This is a genomic window from Bradyrhizobium dasycarpum (assembly GCF_042019905.1).
In the GTDB taxonomy this organism is placed as follows: domain Bacteria; phylum Pseudomonadota; class Alphaproteobacteria; order Rhizobiales; family Xanthobacteraceae; genus Bradyrhizobium; species Bradyrhizobium japonicum_B.
Genome location: NZ_CP169574.1, coordinates 5,456,847 through 5,472,485 on the forward strand (window position 1 = coordinate 5,456,847; position 15,639 = coordinate 5,472,485).

General features: G+C 66.3%; 13 protein-coding genes and 3 pseudogenes. 12 read left to right on the forward strand and 4 right to left on the reverse strand.

Annotation, left to right across the window (positions count from 1 at the left end; genetic code table 11):
• Positions 1-2 precede the first annotated feature (2 nt).
• From ACETMP_RS26010 to ACETMP_RS26030, 5 genes are all read left to right on the forward strand, one after another.
• On the forward strand, positions 3-761 hold the full coding sequence (locus ACETMP_RS26010) for an ATP-binding cassette domain-containing protein (RefSeq protein WP_375158389.1): 759 nt from the start codon (positions 3-5) through the stop codon (positions 759-761).
• A complete protein-coding gene (locus tag ACETMP_RS26015; protein WP_375158390.1) occupies positions 761-1,843 on the forward strand; it encodes an ABC transporter permease in 1,083 nt (360 codons plus the stop codon). Before ACETMP_RS26010 ends, ACETMP_RS26015 begins: the two co-directional genes overlap by 1 nt.
• A gap of 95 nt (positions 1,844-1,938) precedes the next feature.
• Positions 1,939-2,871 (forward strand): sugar-binding protein, encoded by a 933-nt coding sequence (locus ACETMP_RS26020; protein WP_375158391.1) that lies wholly within the window; start codon positions 1,939-1,941, stop codon positions 2,869-2,871.
• A gap of 102 nt (positions 2,872-2,973) precedes the next feature.
• Positions 2,974-3,951 carry an aldo/keto reductase gene (locus tag ACETMP_RS26025; protein WP_375161989.1) on the forward strand — a complete coding sequence of 326 codons (978 nt, stop codon included), beginning with the start codon at positions 2,974-2,976 and terminating at the stop codon, positions 3,949-3,951.
• A gap of 3 nt (positions 3,952-3,954) precedes the next feature.
• On the forward strand, positions 3,955-4,812 hold the full coding sequence (locus ACETMP_RS26030) for an amidohydrolase family protein (RefSeq protein WP_375158392.1): 858 nt from the start codon (positions 3,955-3,957) through the stop codon (positions 4,810-4,812).
• Positions 4,813-5,040: 228 nt separating this feature from the next.
• Here the strand turns inward: ACETMP_RS26030 and ACETMP_RS26035 are convergent, their stop codons facing one another.
• Both ACETMP_RS26035 and ACETMP_RS26040 read right to left on the reverse strand, forming a co-directional pair.
• On the reverse strand, positions 5,041-6,270 hold the full coding sequence (locus ACETMP_RS26035) for an ABC transporter substrate-binding protein (RefSeq protein ID WP_375158393.1): 1,230 nt from the start codon (positions 6,268-6,270) through the stop codon (positions 5,041-5,043).
• Between the two features lie 115 nt (positions 6,271-6,385).
• Positions 6,386-7,312 carry a methyltransferase domain-containing protein gene (locus ACETMP_RS26040; RefSeq protein ID WP_375158394.1) on the reverse strand — a complete coding sequence of 309 codons (927 nt, stop codon included), beginning with the start codon at positions 7,310-7,312 and terminating at the stop codon, positions 6,386-6,388.
• Between the two features lie 130 nt (positions 7,313-7,442).
• Here ACETMP_RS26040 and ACETMP_RS26045 point away from each other — a divergent pair, with 130 nt between their 5' ends.
• From ACETMP_RS26045 to ACETMP_RS26065, 5 genes and pseudogenes are all read left to right on the forward strand, one after another.
• Complete coding sequence (locus ACETMP_RS26045) at positions 7,443-8,480, forward strand: ligase-associated DNA damage response exonuclease (RefSeq protein ID WP_375158395.1); 1,038 nt, start codon at positions 7,443-7,445, stop codon at positions 8,478-8,480.
• Positions 8,477-10,352 (forward strand): annotated as a pseudogene (locus ACETMP_RS26050) (ATP-dependent DNA ligase). The gene ACETMP_RS26045 and the pseudogene ACETMP_RS26050 overlap by 4 nt, the downstream one beginning before the upstream one ends.
• Before the next feature lie 307 nt (positions 10,353-10,659).
• Positions 10,660-10,965 carry a DUF6460 domain-containing protein gene (locus tag ACETMP_RS26055; protein WP_018644944.1) on the forward strand — a complete coding sequence of 102 codons (306 nt, stop codon included), beginning with the start codon at positions 10,660-10,662 and terminating at the stop codon, positions 10,963-10,965.
• 18 nt (positions 10,966-10,983) lie between these two features.
• Positions 10,984-11,718 carry an MBL fold metallo-hydrolase gene (locus ACETMP_RS26060; RefSeq protein ID WP_375158396.1) on the forward strand — a complete coding sequence of 245 codons (735 nt, stop codon included), beginning with the start codon at positions 10,984-10,986 and terminating at the stop codon, positions 11,716-11,718.
• A gap of 2 nt (positions 11,719-11,720) precedes the next feature.
• On the forward strand, positions 11,721-13,046 hold the full coding sequence (locus tag ACETMP_RS26065) for an MATE family efflux transporter (RefSeq protein ID WP_375158397.1): 1,326 nt from the start codon (positions 11,721-11,723) through the stop codon (positions 13,044-13,046).
• Positions 13,047-13,132: 86 nt separating this feature from the next.
• On the opposite strand, the pseudogene ACETMP_RS26070 reads toward ACETMP_RS26065, so the two are convergent.
• A pseudogene (locus ACETMP_RS26070) lies at positions 13,133-14,228 on the reverse strand (quinone-dependent dihydroorotate dehydrogenase).
• Positions 14,225-14,569, reverse strand: coding sequence for a DUF952 domain-containing protein (locus ACETMP_RS26075; protein ID WP_375158398.1), 345 nt, complete (start codon positions 14,567-14,569; stop codon positions 14,225-14,227). Before ACETMP_RS26075 ends, ACETMP_RS26070 begins: the two are co-directional and overlap by 4 nt.
• Before the next feature lie 213 nt (positions 14,570-14,782).
• Here ACETMP_RS26075 and ACETMP_RS26080 point away from each other — a divergent pair, with 213 nt between their 5' ends.
• Positions 14,783-15,436: a helix-turn-helix transcriptional regulator gene (locus tag ACETMP_RS26080; protein ID WP_375158399.1), complete on the forward strand. Its 654-nt coding sequence runs from the start codon at positions 14,783-14,785 to the stop codon at positions 15,434-15,436.
• Positions 15,437-15,451: 15 nt separating this feature from the next.
• Positions 15,452-15,535, forward strand: a pseudogene (locus ACETMP_RS26085) (carbonate dehydratase); the annotation flags it as partial.
• Positions 15,536-15,639 lie beyond the last annotated feature (104 nt).

Below are 15,639 nucleotides of genomic sequence, written 5' to 3' on the forward strand. Positions count from 1 at the left end.
CGATGGCACATGCTGACACCACACCGGTCCTCGAGCTCACCGGCATCGGCAAGGAATTCGGCGCCATCCGCGCGCTGCACGAGGTCGACCTGCAGGTCATGCCGGGGGAGGTGGTCGGCCTGATGGGCGACAACGGCGCGGGCAAGTCGACCCTGGTCAAGATCATCGCCGGCAATTTCCGTCCCAGCCATGGCGAGATCCGTTTTGCCGGCAGCGCGGTCCATTTCAGCCGGCCCGTCGATGCCCGCGCGGTCGGCATCGAGGTCGTGTATCAGGACCTCGCGCTGGCCGACAATCTGACGGCGGCGGCCAACGTGTTCCTCGGTCGCGAGCTGAAGCGAAGGTTCGGGCCCGTCGCGCTGCTCGACCACAAGGCGATGGCGGCGCGGGCGCTCGAGCTGTTCGGGGAGCTGCGCTCGGAAACGCGGCCCGATGATCTCGTCAAGCAGATGTCCGGCGGCCAGCGCCAGGCGGTTGCGATCGCGCGCACGCGGCTCTCCAATGCGCGGCTGGTGATGATGGACGAGCCGACCGCCGCGATCTCGGTGCGTCAGGTCGAGCAGGTGCTCGGCCTGATCCACCGGCTCAAGGAGCAGGGGGTTGCCGTGATGCTGATCTCGCACCGCATGCCCGACGTGTTCGCGGTATGCGACCGCGTCATCGTCATGCGCCGCGGCGAGAAGCGAGCCGACAAGCCGATCCACGAGACCTCGCCGGAGGAAGTCACCGCCCTCATCACCGGCGCGAAGGAGGCGGCATAATGGCCATGCCCATGGAATCTCCGATCAGCTTCACCAATGTGGGCCGGATCAAATGGTGGCAGCGCGGCATCTTCGCCTCCCAGACCGGCTACGTGCTGCTCGCGCTGGCGGTGCTGCTGGTGATCATGCATTTCGCCAGCCCGTATTTCTTCACCGAAGGCAACATGCAGAACGTGGCGAAGAACTTCTCCTTCATCGCCATCGCCACGCTCGGCGTCACCTTCGTGATCATCACCGGCGGCATCGACCTCTCGGTCGGCTCGATGATGTGCTTCTCCGCCATGATCACCTCGATGGTCATGACCGAGCTGTCGGCGCCCGGCTCGCCCGCCGGCGCCTTGTTCGTGCACATGGCGGCGGACGGCAAGACCGTGCTCGCCAACGTGCCCGGGCTGATCCTGCTGGTCTCGGTCCTGGCCGGGCTCGGCGTGGCGCTGATCGCCGGGCTCGTCAACGGCTTCTGCATCGCCGTGCTCGGCCTGTCGCCCTTCGTCACCACGCTCGGCATGCTCTCGATCGTGCGCGGGCTCGGCTATGTCGTCTCCAACGGCCGCGGCAGCTTTCCGGGCGGGCCCGACGCCGATTATTTCTACGCCGCGACCTCGGGCGACGTGCTCGGCGTGCCCGTGCCGTTCATCTATCTGGTGATCCTCGCGCTGACGATGGCCGTGGTGCTGCACCACACCGCGTTCGGCCGCCACGTCTTCGCGCTCGGCGGCAACGAGAAGGCGGCCGAGCTGACCGGCATTCCGGTGGTGCGGGTGAAGATCGAGGTCTACGTGATCTGCGCGCTGGCCGCCGGCCTGCAAGGCATCATCATCTCGGGATGGCTCGGGTCGGCGCCGGCCAACATGGCGACCTCCTACGAGCTCAATGTGATCGCGGCCGCCGTCATCGGCGGCGCCAACCTGGCCGGCGGCATCGGCGGCCCGCTCGGCGCCATCGTCGGCTGCGTGCTGCTGGAAGTGATCCGCAACGGCCTCGTGCTGGCGCAGGTCTCCTCCTACTGGCAGCAGACGCTGGTCGGCGTGATCATCATCCTGGCCGTGCTGGTCGACCGCATCCGCTCGCGGATGACTTGAATTGACGTGGTTCTCGGGAAGGCAACGAAAACGCCGCCTGTCCGCTTCCCGGACGATCTGAAAAGGACGGGCACCAAACGAGAGTGGAGGAGACGATGAGGAAATTTCTTCTGGCCGGCATCGCGGTTGCGATGATGGCGACGCCGGCATTCGCCGCGAACTACCGCTTCGTCATCGTGCCGAAGGCGATGAACAATCCGTTCTTCGACTTCGCGCGCGACGGCTGCCTGAAGCGGGCCAAGGAGCTCGGCAACATCGAGTGCATCTACAAGGGACCGGTCGAGCACGAGCCGGCGACGCAGGCGCAGATCATCCAGGACTTCGTCACCCAGAAGGTCGACGGTCTCGCCATCTCGGTCGCCGACGTCGCGGCCATGACCAAGTCGATCGAGGCGGCGACCGCCGCCGGCATTCCCGTCATCACCTTCGATGCCGACGCACCCGGGTCCAAGCGCCTCGCCTATATCGGCACCAACAACAAGGAGTTCGGCGTCGCGCTCGGCAAGCAACTCTTGAAGATGCGGCCCGACGGCGGCAAATACGCCATGGTCTCCGGCGGCCCAGGTGCCAAGAATCTCGCCGAGCGCGTCGACGGCGTGCGCGAGGCGCTGAAGGGCTCGAAATGGGCCGAGGTCGCGGGCTCCCCGACCTTCTGCAACGACGATCCCGCACTGGCGGTGCAGCAGATGACGGACATGCGCACCGCAACGCCCGATCTCGCCGCGATCGTGCCCATCGGCGGCTGGCCGATGTTCGCGCCCGAAGGCTTCAAGGCCTTCGCGTCCAGGAACAAGAAGGACATCGATTCCGGCAAGTTCACCCTTGTCGTCGCCGATACGCTGAAGATGCAGCTCGAGCTGCTGCGCGACGGCTATGCCAATGCGCTGGTCGGCCAGCGTCCGTTCGAGATGGGCGAGAAGGCCATGGATACGCTGCTCGCCATCAAGAAGGGCGAGAAGGTGCCGGAGATCGTCTACACCGGCCTCGATCTCGTCACCAAGGACAACGTCGCGCAGATGTTGAAGTAGGAGCGCCCGCCAGCCCCGCGTTCCTGCATGCCTCTCCCGCTTGCGGTTTCCGCAAGCGGGAGAGATGATCCGGACTGTTGGAATGAAGACAAGGCCATGGGAATGAAACGATCGCGGCTCGGCTCGCTCGACGTCACCTCGATCGGCCTCGGTTCCGCCCCGCTCGGCGGATTGTTCAGTCCTGTGAGCGATGCCGATGCGGAGGCGACGATCGCGCGCGCCTGGTCGTTCGGGGTACGATTCTTCGATACCGCGCCGCTCTACGGCTTTGGCCTCGCCGAACGGCGGCTCGGGGCCTTCCTGCGGCAACAGCCGCGCGAGTCCTACGCCATCTCGACCAAGGTCGGCCGCCTGCTGCGTGTGCCTGAACGCGCGGCCGCCGAGGACGAGCATTACAAGGGAACGCCGCGCGAGCGGCCGGTGTTCGACTTCAGCTATGACGGCGTGATGCGCTCGGTCGAGGAAAGCCTGGGCCGGCTCGGGCTCGACCGCGTCGACGTCCTGCTGGTGCACGATCCCGACGATCATTATGACGAGGCCGTCACAGGTGCCTTCCGCGCGCTGCAGCGGCTGCGCGAGGACGGCACGGTCAAGGCGATCGGCGCCGGCATGAACCAGTCGGAGATGCCGGTTCGCTTCGCGGAAGCCGTGCCGGTCGACTGCTTCCTGCTCGCCGGGCGCTACACGCTGCTCGACCAGGGCGCGCTGGATGCGCTGTTTCCGGTCTGCACGGCCAAGAAGATCGGCATCCTGCTCGGCGGCATCTACAACAGCGGCATCCTCGCCAATCCGCACACGAGCGCGAAGTTCAATTATCAGGACGCCGATGCCTCGCTCGTCGCGCGGGCGCTGGAGCTCAACGGGCTCTGCCGCAAGCACGGCACCGAGCTGAGGGCCGCCGCGCTCCAGTTCTGCATGGCGCATCCGGCGGTCACCGTCGCCGTGATGGGCGCGCGCAACGCCAGCGAGGTTGCCGACAACATCGCGATGTCGGAGAAGACCGTGCCGACTGCGTTCTGGCAGGAGCTGCGTGCGCGAAACCTCGTCGATGCGCGCGCGCCGCTGCCGACGGGAGCGTAAGGCATGATCATCGATGCCCACCAGCATTTCTGGGATCCGGCGCGCGCCGACTATTCCTGGATGGCGGCGGACGAGCTCGTGCCGATCCGCCGCGCGTTCGGCCCGGCCGATCTGGCGCCATTGCTGAAGGCGAACGGCATCGATGCCAGCATCGTGGTGCAATGCCGCTCCTCGCTCGAGGAGACCGAGGAATTCTTAGCGATCGCGCATGCGACGCCGTCGGTGATCGGCGTCGTCGGCTGGGCCGACCTGACCGACGGGGCGCTCAGCGATACGCTCGCCCGGCTGCGCGGTTTGCCGGGCGGAGACAAGCTCGTCGGCATCCGCCACCAGGTGCATGACGAAGCCGATCCCGATTGGCTGCTGCGCGAGGACGTCCAGCGTGGGCTCACGGCAGTGTTCGCGCGTGATCTTGCCTACGATTTTCTCGTCCGCACCCGCGAGCTGCCCGCCGCGATCGCAACCGCGCAGGCCTTTCCGCAAGCGCGCTTCGTGCTCGACCACGCGGCCAAGCCGCCGATCGCCGACGGCGGCAGCGCCGAATGGTCGGGCCACATCAAGGCGCTCGGGACCTGCGGCAATGTCTGGTGCAAGATCTCAGGCCTTGCGACCGAGGCAGTCTGGAACGACTGGGATGCGGAGCGCCTGTTTCCGTTTGTCGCGCACGCCGCAGATTGTTTCGGCGAGGACAGGCTGATCTTCGGCTCGGACTGGCCGGTGTGCCTGCTTGCGGGAAGCTACGGCGAGATCAAGAGCGCGCTGGAAGCCTGCCTGAGGAAGCTCGGCCCGCAGGTGCGGGACAAGGCTTTTGCTGTGAATGCGGCGCGGGCGTACCGGCTGGTATCGCGCGTCAGCGCCTGAGCGAGATGAAATGAAGGCTCGATCGCTGCAAAGACGGAGCTGCGCTCCCTCTCCCGCTTGCTGGAGAGGGCTGCGGAGAGGGTGTTTCCGCAATGGGACAATCCCCAAGAGGAGAAAGCCCTCACCCGGCGCTTCGCCATAGCCGAGGCTTTGCCTCGGCGTCGACGGCCGCCGGAGGCGGCCTACGCCTCTCCCGCAAGCGGGAGAGGTGAACGGGTCGCGCCCTACCTACTCCGACATCGGCTTGTCGGAGATGTCCCAGTCCTTGCCGGTGAAGGTGGAGATGAACAGAGTCTTCATCGGCGTGTAGTCCTCCGGCGTGTAGCTGTAGGTGACGCCGTCGAGGAAGTAGGGCGAGTGGAAGCCCTTGAGGTTCGAGGCCTGCTTCAGCACGTTGGCGCGGGTGAGCTCGTCGCCGCAGCGGCGCAGGATCTCGCCCATGGTGACGGCCTGGCCGTAGCCGGCAAAGGCGATGGTGTTGTCGGGGTCGATGGCCGGCGTGTATTTCTTGCGCAATTCCTCGAACGCCATCACGTCGGGGTCCTTCTCCCATTTCGGCAGGCCGACCTCCTTGTTGTAGCGGATGGCGACGATGCCGGTGGCGTTCTCCAGGCCCCCGGCGCTGAGGATCGAGCGGCCGGTCGAGCCGGCCGACAACAGCTGCAGCGGCTTCCAGCCGAGCTCGGCGACCTTGCGGATCGACTGCGACGAGGCCTTGCCGGTGGAGATGTTGTAGAAGACGTCGGCGCCCGATTTCGAGAGATTGATGAGCTGGGAATCGACGGTCGGCTCGGTCAGATCATAGGTCTGCTCCATGATCACCTGCGCGGTGCCGCCGGCATCGGCCAGCACCTTCTTGAAGGGGCCGAGGAAGTCGCGGCCGAAATCGTCGTTCTGGTAGAGGATGCCGATCTTGGCGTTCGGCTTCACGCTGACGACGTGGCGGGCCAGGATGCGCGCCTCGGTCGGATACAGCGGCAGGCCCGCCATCGTCCATTTGAACTCTTTCGGATTGTTCCACTTCGACGCGCCGGTGTTGAGCAACAGCTGCGGCACGCCCTTGGAGTTCAGGTATTTGTGCACGGCCGTCTGCGGCGCGGTGCCGAGCGAGCCGTAGAGCGCGAGCACTTCCTCCTGCTCGACCAGGCGCCGCGTCGCCTCGACGCATTTCGGCGCGCTGTAGGCGTCGTCCATGGTGAGAAACTTGATCTTGCGCCCGTTGATGCCGCCCTTCTCGTTCAGCATCTGGAAATAGGCTTCGCCGATTCGTCCCAGCACGCCGTAGAGCGAGCCGGGGCCAGAATGCGGCACGGTCTGTCCGATCTTGATCTCGGTGTCGCTGGCGCCCGCATCGTATTTCTTCTCCGCGGCCCAGACGTAGGGCGCGGGCAAGGTGGATGCGGCGATGGTGGCAAGCGCGGCGGTGCTGAAATCGCGCCGCGATGGTTTCTTCGTCATTATTTGTTTCTCCCTGGTGCGCGCATTGTGCTGGGAACGCAGCACGGCTCGCAAGTGGGAAGTCGCTTCTTTGCGACGCAATGACGCTTAATCGCGCGGCGCCTAGCGCCTAGACTCAAGTTTTCTCGGCGACGACGACGAGACCGCGCACCGGCTCGTTGTTCTCGTTGCGCGGCGAGGCCGGCTCCAGCGTCAGCAGCTTCAGGCTCGCCTTGGCGATGGCGCCGCGAACATATTCCGCCGGATGGGCATAACGCAGGCCCTCGCCGAGAACGATGCCGCTGCCGTCATGCGTCTCCAGCGTGAAGGCGAGCACGCCGCCCGATGCGAGCACGCGGCTCGCTTCGTCGAGCACCGGCGCCAGATCGGCGAGATAGACGAACGCATCCGCAGCGACGATGAGGTTTGCGCTCGCGTCATGCTTCGTGCGCAGGCCCTCGATCATGTCGGCGACTTCGAGCTCGGCGTAGAGGTTGGTGGCGCGCGCCTGCTTGATCATGCCGGGCGACAGATCGATGCCGATGAAATGATCGACCTGCTTGGCGAAGGCGGCGGCCGCAAGGCCGGTGCCGCAACCGAGATCGATGGTGCGCTTGAAGTAGGTCGGCTTCTTCGCGGCGACGCGCGCGGCCAGCACCGCCTTGAAAATCAGGCTCGGCGCGCGGTAGCCGAGATCGTTGATCAGCGCGTGCTCGAAGCGCGGGGCGTACTGGTCGAACAGCGCCTGCACATAGGCCTTCGGCATCTCCGCCATCTCGGCTTCGCCGAGCCGCATCAGGTGCAGACCGGCGCCGTGCTGGTCGCCGGGGTCGCACCTCCGCGCTTCTCGAAACGCCGCGATGGCCTTGTCGCGCTCACCGAGCTGCTGCCGGATTTCGCCGAGCGTGAACCAGGCCGAGGTGAAGTCGGGCGCCAGCTCGATCGCCTGCTCCAGCAGGTCGGCGGCCGCGGGCAGATCGCCCTTGAGCTGGAGGTCGCGCGCGAATTCGAAGCGGCGGTCGGCCATGAGATCGCCGGAGGTCAGGAACAGGCGGAGCGGCATGGAACTACTCGTCATTGCCGGGCTTGACCCGGCAATCCATCAAAAACAGAACTCTTTAAGAAGATGGATGCGCGGGTCAAGCCCGCGCATGACAGCTTAATTTGAAGCGCCCACTGCCTATATCACGACCATGCGACCTCAAGACATCCTGTTGCCAGCTGCTGCCGGCCTGTGCTGCAAGCCCGGCGGCTTCCATATCGACCCCGTCCGCCCGGTCGAGCGGGCCGTGATCACCCACGGTCATTCCGATCATGCCCGCGCCGGCCATGGCGCGGTGCTGGCGACGCAGGAAACGCTGGACATAATGCGACTGCGCTATGGCGAGAACTTCGCCGGCTCAACGCAGGCGATCCGCTATGGCGAGGAGATCCGGCTCGGCGATGTTCGCGTCAAGTTTCACCCGGCGGGCCATGTGCTGGGCTCGGCGCAGATCGCCGTGACGTGCAAGCAGACCTGCATCGTCGCCTCCGGCGACTACAAGGACGCATCTGATCCGACCTGCACGCCGTTCGAGCTGGTGCCCTGCGACGTCTTCATCACCGAGGCCACCTTTGGCCTGCCGGTATTCCGGCATGGCGATGCCGCCGATGAGGTCAGCAAGCTGCTCGCCTCGGTCGAGTTGTTTCCCGAACGCGCGCATCTCGTCGGCGCCTATTCGCTCGGCAAGGCGCAGCGCGTGATCAAGCTGCTGCGGCAGGCCGGCTACGATGCCCCGATCTACCTGCATGGCGCCATGGAGACGATCACGCATTACTACCAGAGCCGCGGCATCGATCTCGGCGAGCTCCGGCCGGTGAAGGGCGTCAAGAAGGCGGCGCTGGCCGGCACCATCACGCTGGCACCGCCCTCGGCGACGTCAGACCTGTGGACGCGGCGCTTTCCCGATCCCGTCACCGCCTTCGCCTCGGGCTGGATGCGCGTGCGCGCCCGGGCGCGGCAGCGCGGCGTCGAGCTGCCGCTGGTGATCTCCGATCACGCCGATTGGGACGGCCTCACCGCCACGATCGGCGCGACCGGCGCCGGCGAAATCTGGGTCACCCACGGCCAGGAAGACGCGCTGGTGCATTGGTGCCGGAGCAAGGGCCTGAAAGCGCAACCGCTCGATCTCGTCGGCTATGGCGACGAGGAGGAAAGCGAGACGCCGATCACGGGTGAGGCCGAGGCATGAACCGCTTCGCCGAGCTCCTGGACCGTCTCGCCTATGAGCCTGGCCGCAACAACAAGCTGCGGCTGATCACCGGCTATTTCCGCGAGGTCGGCGACCCCGACCGCGGCTATGCGCTGGCCGCGCTGACCGGGGCGCTCAGCTTCAAGCACGCCAAGCCGGCCCTGATCCGCGACCTCATCGCGTCGCGCACGGATGAGGTGCTGTTCGGGTTGAGTTACGATTATGTCGGCGATCTCTCGGAGACGGTCGCTCTGATGTGGTCGAGGCGAGATGTCTACGACAACGAGTCTATCCTGAGCCACCCCTCTCCTCCGCCCTCCCCCACAAGGGGGGAGGGAGCGCAGCGGAGCGCGGCGCAGCAGACGCGATTTAAAACTGACAGTAGCTTAGCGAGTGATGGACGCACGAGCCCAACTGTTCCTTCCCCCTTGCGGGGGAGGGGCAGGGAGGGGGTACTCCGGGCGAGATGCTGATGAGTCCCCGCACGCCCGCAACCACAACAACCCGCCACCCCCAACGCTCACCGAGGTCGTCACTACGCTGCGCACGCTCGGCAAGACCGAGCTGCCGAAGCAGCTCGAGCGCTGGCTCGACGAGCTGGACGAGACCGGCCGCTGGGCGCTGTTGAAGCTCGTCACCGGGAGCTTGCGGATCGGCATCTCGGCGCGCCTTGCCAAGACCGCGGCGGCCGCGCTCGGCGACAAGGATCCGCATGAGCTCGAGCTGATCTGGCCAGGCCTCGCACCGCCCTATCTCGACCTGTTCGCGTGGCTGGAAGGCCGCGGCGACAAGCCGGTCAACCGTGATCCCGCGCCGTTCCGGCCCGTGATGCTGGCGCATGCGATCGAGGACACCGATTTCGCCGGGCTCGATCCGGCCGACTACATCGCCGAATGGAAATGGGACGGCATCCGCGTTCAGGCTGTTGCCGGCCGCGACGAGCGCGGCCACATCACGGCGCGGCTCTATTCGCGCACCGGCGAGGACATCACGGGCAGCTTTCCGGACCTCGTGCCCTCGCTGCATTTGCCGGGTGCGATCGACGGCGAGCTGCTGATCCTGCGTGAGGGCCGCGTGCAGAGCTTCAACGTCCTGCAGCAGCGACTCAACCGCAAGGTTGTCTCGCCCAAGCTGATCAAGGAGTTTCCGATCCACCTTCGCGCCTACGACCTGCTAGGCGACGACGAGAACGATCTGCGTGAGCTGCCGTTCGCGGAGCGGCGCGAGCGGCTGGAGAGCTTCATCACGAAGCTCGGTGATCCCCGCATCGACCTGTCGCCCACCGTGCCTTTCGCAAGCTGGGACGCATTGACCGCCGCGCGCGCCGATCCCGCGAGTGCGGGAGCCGGAGAAGATGCGGACGCCGTCGAAGGCGTGATGCTGAAGCGGCGCGATGCGCCCTATCTGCCGGGACGGCCGAAGGGCCAATGGTGGAAGTGGAAGCGCGATCCGCACATCATCGACGCCGTGCTGATGTATGCGCAGCGTGGTCACGGCAAGCGCTCGTCGTATTATTCCGACTACACCTTCGGCGTCTGGACCGCGGGCGAGGGCGGCGACGAGCTGGTGCCGGTCGGCAAAGCCTATTTCGGCTTCACCGACGAGGAGCTGCTGCAGATCGACCGCTTCGTTCGCCGCAACACCACGGAGAAGTTCGGTCCCGTGCGCCATGTCGTGCACGAGGGCGACAAGGGGCTGGTGCTGGAGGTGGCGTTCGAGGGCCTGCAGCGCTCGCCGCGGCACAAATCCGGCGTCGCCATGCGCTTTCCCCGCATCAGCCGCCTGCGCTGGGACAAGCCGCCGCGCGAGGCCGATCGGCTGGAGACATTGGAGCGGATGCTGAAGGCGGAGGCGGCGGAGATTGAGGTGTGAGGTATGAGGCGCGATCCCGCCGCGATGGCGCTGTGCTCCCTCTCCCGCTTGCGGGAGAGGGTCGGGGAGAGGGTTCTCTCCGCATTGGGACAGTCTCCTGGAGGATAAAGCCCTCACCCGCGCCTACGGCGCGACCTCTCCCGCACGCGGAAGAGGTTTAGGAGCCCGTGGCCACCAGCGCGCACGATCGATACGCTCGGGCGTGCCCGAATTAAACTCCGGTAACCCGATTGACGCGCCGATCTGGGTTCCCCATGTGCCTCGCCGTGCCCTATAATGGGGTCGAATCCTTCTCGAGGAGTTTGCGATGGTCCAAGACGTCAGAGATTTGCCGGCCGGCCGCAGCGATGGGCTGAACCGCTTTCTCGGCGGCTCGCCGCTGGCGGTCGCGTTCCGGCTGGTCCTGCTCTCGATTCTGGTCGGCGTCGTGCTGGCCGCGATCGGATTCGATCCCTGGAACATCATCTACAGCATCCGCCTCCTGTTCCAGCGTCTGTGGGATCTCGGCTTCGATACCATCAACTGGCTGTGGCGCTACTTCCTGCTCGGCGCGGTGATCGTGATCCCGATCTGGCTGCTCTCGCGCGTGTTCGGCGCGCCGCGCGGTCGGTAGGCTGGGAGCCCGCAGCCGATGCAACTGCGTTTCGTCGGCTGTGGCGACGCCTTCGGTTCCGGCGGCAGGCTCAATACCTGCTTCCATGTCTCCGGGCGCGAGGCCAACTTCCTGATCGATTGCGGCGCGTCGGCCTTGCCGGCGCTGAAGCGGCTTGAGATCGCGTGCGACGAGATCGATCTGATCCTGATCACGCATTTCCACGGCGACCATTTTGCCGGGCTGCCGTTCCTGCTGCTCGACGCGCAGTTCTCGCGGCGGACGCGGCCGCTGACGATCGCGGGCCCGCAAGGCATCGAGAGGCGCCTGCGTGAGGTGATGGAGGCGCTGTTCGAGCACTCCTCGAAGACCAAACAGCGCTTCGAGCTCGATATCGTCGCGCTCGCGCCCGGACAAAGCCGGACGTTCGGCGCCGTGACGGTGACGCCCTATCCCGTCGTGCACGGCGAATCCGGTGGTCCCTTCCTCGCCTACCGCGTCGAGGCCGAAGGCCGCACGCTCGCCTACAGCGCCGACACCGAATGGACGGAGACGCTCATTCCGCTGGCGCATGGCGCCGATCTTTTCATTGCCGAGGCCTATGTGTACGAGAAGGTCGTCAAGAACCATCTCAGCCTGAAGACCTTGGAACAGCATCTGCCCGCGATCGGCGCCAAACGGCTCGTGCTCACCCATATGAGCGACGATATGCTGTCGCGCCTCGACGCGTTGCCCTACATGGCGGCCGAGGACGGCATGGTCGTCGTATTCTGACCATGCACGCGCCCGTCCATCCCAGAGTCGGCACACGAGACGTGTTCGCCATCGCAGGTCCTGCGATGGTCGCCAACCTGACCACGCCGCTGATCGGCGTGGTCTCGACCACGGCGATCGGCCGCCTCGACGATGCGGCGCTGCTCGGCGGCGTCGCGATCGCGTCGATCGTCTTCGACTGCCTGTTCTGGCTGTTCGGCTTCCTGCGCATGAGCACGCTCGCCTTCACCGCGCAATCGCTGGGCGCGGGTGAGGTGCGTGAGCCGACCGCGATCCTGGCGCGCGGCTTCATCGTCGCCGGCCTGATCGGCGCCGCGCTGATCGTGCTGCAAGTGCCGCTGGCCACGGGGCTGTTCGACCTCATCGGCGGCAGCGAGAATGTGACGCGGGCAGCGCAGACCTACTTCGGGATCCGGATCTGGTCGTCGCCGTTCACGCTCGCCAATTACGTCATCCTCGGCTGGCTGATCGGCCAGGCCCGCGCCAATTCAGCCTTGCTGCTTCAGGTCGTCATCAACCTCGTCAACATGGCGGCGACGATCCTGCTGGTGCTGGTCTACGACGCCGGCATCGCCGGCGCCGCGATCGCCGCGCTGGTCTCGGAAGCGGTCGGGTTCGCCCTCGGCGTGATCGTCTGCCGCCATTATGCCGAGGGTGGCTTCGCGGTCCCGTACAGGACGCTGCTCGACCGCGACAAGCTGTTGCGGATGCTGGCGGTGAATTCCGACATCATGATCCGCACCGCGGCGCTGATCACGGTATTTCTGTTCTTCACCGCGAAAGGCGCGCAGGCCGGCGACGTCACGCTGGCGGCCAATTCCGTGCTCAACAACTTCCTGTTCATCAGCGCCTTTTTCCTCGACGGTCTCGCCAACGCCGCCCAGCAGCTCTGCGGGCGCACCCTCGGCGCACGCGACGCAAAAGGCTTTGCCGCCTCGACCCGGCTGGTGCTGCTCTGGGGGCTCGGCTTCGCCATCGTCGTCGCAGCACTGTTCGCGCTGTTCGGGCCGGCGTTGATCGATTTCATGACGGCGAGCGAGGAAGTTCGCCGCGCCGCGCGCGAATTCCTGCCCTTCGTCGCGTTCGCGCCGATTCCCGGCGTGTTCGCCTTCGGGTTCGACGGCATCTATATCGGCGCGACCTGGGCGCGCGAGATGCGCAATCTGATGCTGGCCTCGCTCGCGATCTTCCTTGGCACCTGGTGGGCGCTGCAATCGTTCGGCAATGCCGGATTGTGGTGGGCGCTGCTGGCCTCCTATCTCTCGCGCGGCGGCCTGCAGGCGGTGCGCTATCCGGCGCAGTTCAGGGCGACGTTTTCCAAGTTGTAGACGAATAGTAGCCCGGATTTCGCTGCGCTCCATCCGGGCTACATCGTTGCGTATTGGACGCGCTGCGTCCGGGGCACGCGACTGCCCTACATCCCCGGCCAGTCTTCCGCCGTGAGCGTCGCGGCATCCGCACCGACGATCTCGGACAGGGAATCCCGCCCGGTGCGGAGCAGCGTCGAGGTGAGGTCGCGCTTGATCTCGTCGACGAGGCCGAGGCCCTTGTAGACCAGCGACGAGTAGAGCTGGATCAGGCTGGCGCCGGCGCGGATCTTGGTCAAGGCGGCGCCGCCGGAATCCACGCCGCCGACGCCGATCAGGGGGAAGGCGCCCTCGACGCGCACATAGGTCTCCGCAACCATCCGCGTCGACAGGCGGAACAGCGGCCGGCCCGACAGGCCGCCTTGCTCCTTGGCGCGCGTCTCCTCCCGCAGCGTGCTCGGCCGGGAGATCGTCGTGTTCGATACGACCATGCCGTCGACCCGGCGCGAGCGCGCGACCTGCACGACGTCGTCGAGCTGGGCGAGGCTGAGATCCGGCGCGATCTTGAGCAGCACCGGCGTGTCGCCGGCCTTCTGCCGGACACGCTCGCGCGCGTCGATCACCCGCGCGAGGAGATCGTCGAGCAGGGCGCCTTCCTGCAGATTGCGCAGGCCCGGCGTGTTCGGCGAGGAGACGTTGACGGTGAAGTAGCTCGCGACCGGCGCAAAGGTCTCGATCAGCTTGACGTAATCGGCGACGCGATCGGTTGAATCCTTGTTGGCGCCGACATTGACGCCGACGATGCCGCCGTGCTGCGCGCGCGGCGAGCCGGCGCAAGGCGACGTCCGCGCCGTCATTGTTGAAGCCCATGCGGTTGATGATGGCCTCGTCGCGCTCGAGGCGGAACAGCCGCGGCCGCGGGTTGCCGGCTTGCGGCTTCGGCGTCACCGAGCCGATCTCGACGAAGCCGAAGCCGAGTCGCAGCAACGCGTCCGGAACCTCCGCGCTCTTGTCGAAGCCCGCGGCCATGCCGATCGGATTGGGAAAATTCAGCCCGAAGGCGCGCACCGCGAGCTTGGGATCATCGGCTCGCGGCTTGGCCGGCGGCAGGAAGCGCAGGCCCTGGATCGCGAGGCGATGCGCATCCTCGGGATCGAGCCAGCGCAGCACCGGCAGGGAAAAGGCGTCGAACGCGCGGATCACGGCAGCAGCTCCGGAACATCGTGACCGCCGTCGGAGCGTATGTTGAGGTTGATCACCGCGATCACGGCGCCGACATCGAGCTCGCCATAGAGATGTGGAAACAGCTCGTCGTTGCGCGAGCGCTCCCAACGCAGCTCGCTGCCGAGCACGTCGCCGTCGACCTCGACCAGGAACAGCGCACGCTGTCCGAAATAGTGCTTGCGCAGGGTCTCGGGAACCTGGTCGGCGGTCGAGAAATGGATGAACCCGTCGCGCGCATCGTCGGCGCTGCCCCGGTAGACACCCTGCCGTTCCGCCTCACGCCAGGCCGAGGCCGGACAGATTTTGTAGATCTTGACCACCGCTTGCGCAGTCCTGTTTGCTCTTTGAGTCTTTTGGGTTTTTTCGTCTCGTGCGGGTCCGCAACAACCCCGGCGCGACCGTAAAGGCCGCCCCTGCCGAACTCAAGGCCTCAAGCCTTTCCGGTCCGGTGAAATCGCCGCCACTTGCGCGAAAAGCGGAAAACCGGTTGATTTGAGGACAGTTTTCCTGAGTTGCGACGGGCTGGACCTTGCATGGTCAGGCAGGCCAAAGCGCAGAGGATACTCACTCACGACCAGATCTGGATCGCGCTGGATCGGCTGGCGGCGCGCGCCGGTCTGTCGCCGTCCGGCCTGGCCAAGCGCGCCGGGCTCGATCCCACCACCTTCAACAGGTCCAAGCGCGTCACTTCGGACGGCCGCGAGCGCTGGCCCTCGACCGAATCGATCGCCAAGGCGCTGGCGGCGGCAGATGCCTCGTTCGACAGCTTTGCGCGGCTGGTCGACGATGACGCGGGCGACGGCCGCTCCGTGCCGCTGCTTCGTTTCGCGCTGGCCGGCGCGAGCGGCGCCTTCGACGAGTCCGGCCTTCCCTCGGGCAAGGCCTGGACCGAAACCGCGCTTCCGGCCACCGAGGACAGCCACGGCTTTGCGCTGGAGATTTCCGGCGATGAGTTTGTCCCCGTTTACCGCCACGGCGATATCGTCCTGGTCTCGCCGGGCGCGCCGATCCGCAAGGGCGATCGCGTGGTGGTGCGAAGCAGGACGGGCGAGATGACGATCGCAACGCTGAGGCGCCGTACCGCGAAGGTCGTGGAGCTGCAATTGCTTAACGCCTCGCAAGCCGTGCGCACGATGGCGGCGGGGGAGGTGGCGTGGATCGCGCGGATCGTGTGGACGAGCCAGTGACTGCGGGGCCGCGGTATCGCCGCGTTCGCAAAGCTCTATCCGATGAATGCGCGCCCGGCGCAGAAGGATAACAGGCGCTACGTGCTGAGGTCGATCTGAGCGGCGGCTCCGATCACACTGTCGTCCCGGCGAATGCCGGGACCCATAGCCCCAGGGAGGGGTTAGGCGAAGATCCGTAGTTGCGCTTATGTCGGTACAAGGAC

What these genes read in the sequence shown, in the direction of transcription:
- ACETMP_RS26025 (WP_375161989.1), top strand. Translation starts at nt 2,974, where the DNA reads ATGAAACGATCGCGGCTCGGCTCGCTCGACGTCACCTCGATCGGCCTC.
- ACETMP_RS26040 (WP_375158394.1), bottom strand. Translation starts at nt 7,312, where the DNA reads ATGCCGCTCCGCCTGTTCCTGACCTCCGGCGATCTCATGGCCGACCGC.
- ACETMP_RS26060 (WP_375158396.1), top strand. Translation starts at nt 10,984, where the DNA reads ATGCAACTGCGTTTCGTCGGCTGTGGCGACGCCTTCGGTTCCGGCGGC.
- ACETMP_RS26035 (WP_375158393.1), bottom strand. Translation starts at nt 6,270, where the DNA reads ATGACGAAGAAACCATCGCGGCGCGATTTCAGCACCGCCGCGCTTGCC.
- ACETMP_RS26020 (WP_375158391.1), top strand. Translation starts at nt 1,939, where the DNA reads ATGAGGAAATTTCTTCTGGCCGGCATCGCGGTTGCGATGATGGCGACG.
- ACETMP_RS26065 (WP_375158397.1), top strand. Translation starts at nt 11,721, where the DNA reads ATGCACGCGCCCGTCCATCCCAGAGTCGGCACACGAGACGTGTTCGCC.
- ACETMP_RS26045 (WP_375158395.1), top strand. Translation starts at nt 7,443, where the DNA reads ATGCGACCTCAAGACATCCTGTTGCCAGCTGCTGCCGGCCTGTGCTGC.
- ACETMP_RS26080 (WP_375158399.1), top strand. Translation starts at nt 14,783, where the DNA reads ATGGTCAGGCAGGCCAAAGCGCAGAGGATACTCACTCACGACCAGATC.
- ACETMP_RS26015 (WP_375158390.1), top strand. Translation starts at nt 761, where the DNA reads ATGGCCATGCCCATGGAATCTCCGATCAGCTTCACCAATGTGGGCCGG.
- ACETMP_RS26030 (WP_375158392.1), top strand. Translation starts at nt 3,955, where the DNA reads ATGATCATCGATGCCCACCAGCATTTCTGGGATCCGGCGCGCGCCGAC.
- ACETMP_RS26010 (WP_375158389.1), top strand. Translation starts at nt 3, where the DNA reads ATGGCACATGCTGACACCACACCGGTCCTCGAGCTCACCGGCATCGGC.
- ACETMP_RS26055 (WP_018644944.1), top strand. Translation starts at nt 10,660, where the DNA reads ATGGTCCAAGACGTCAGAGATTTGCCGGCCGGCCGCAGCGATGGGCTG.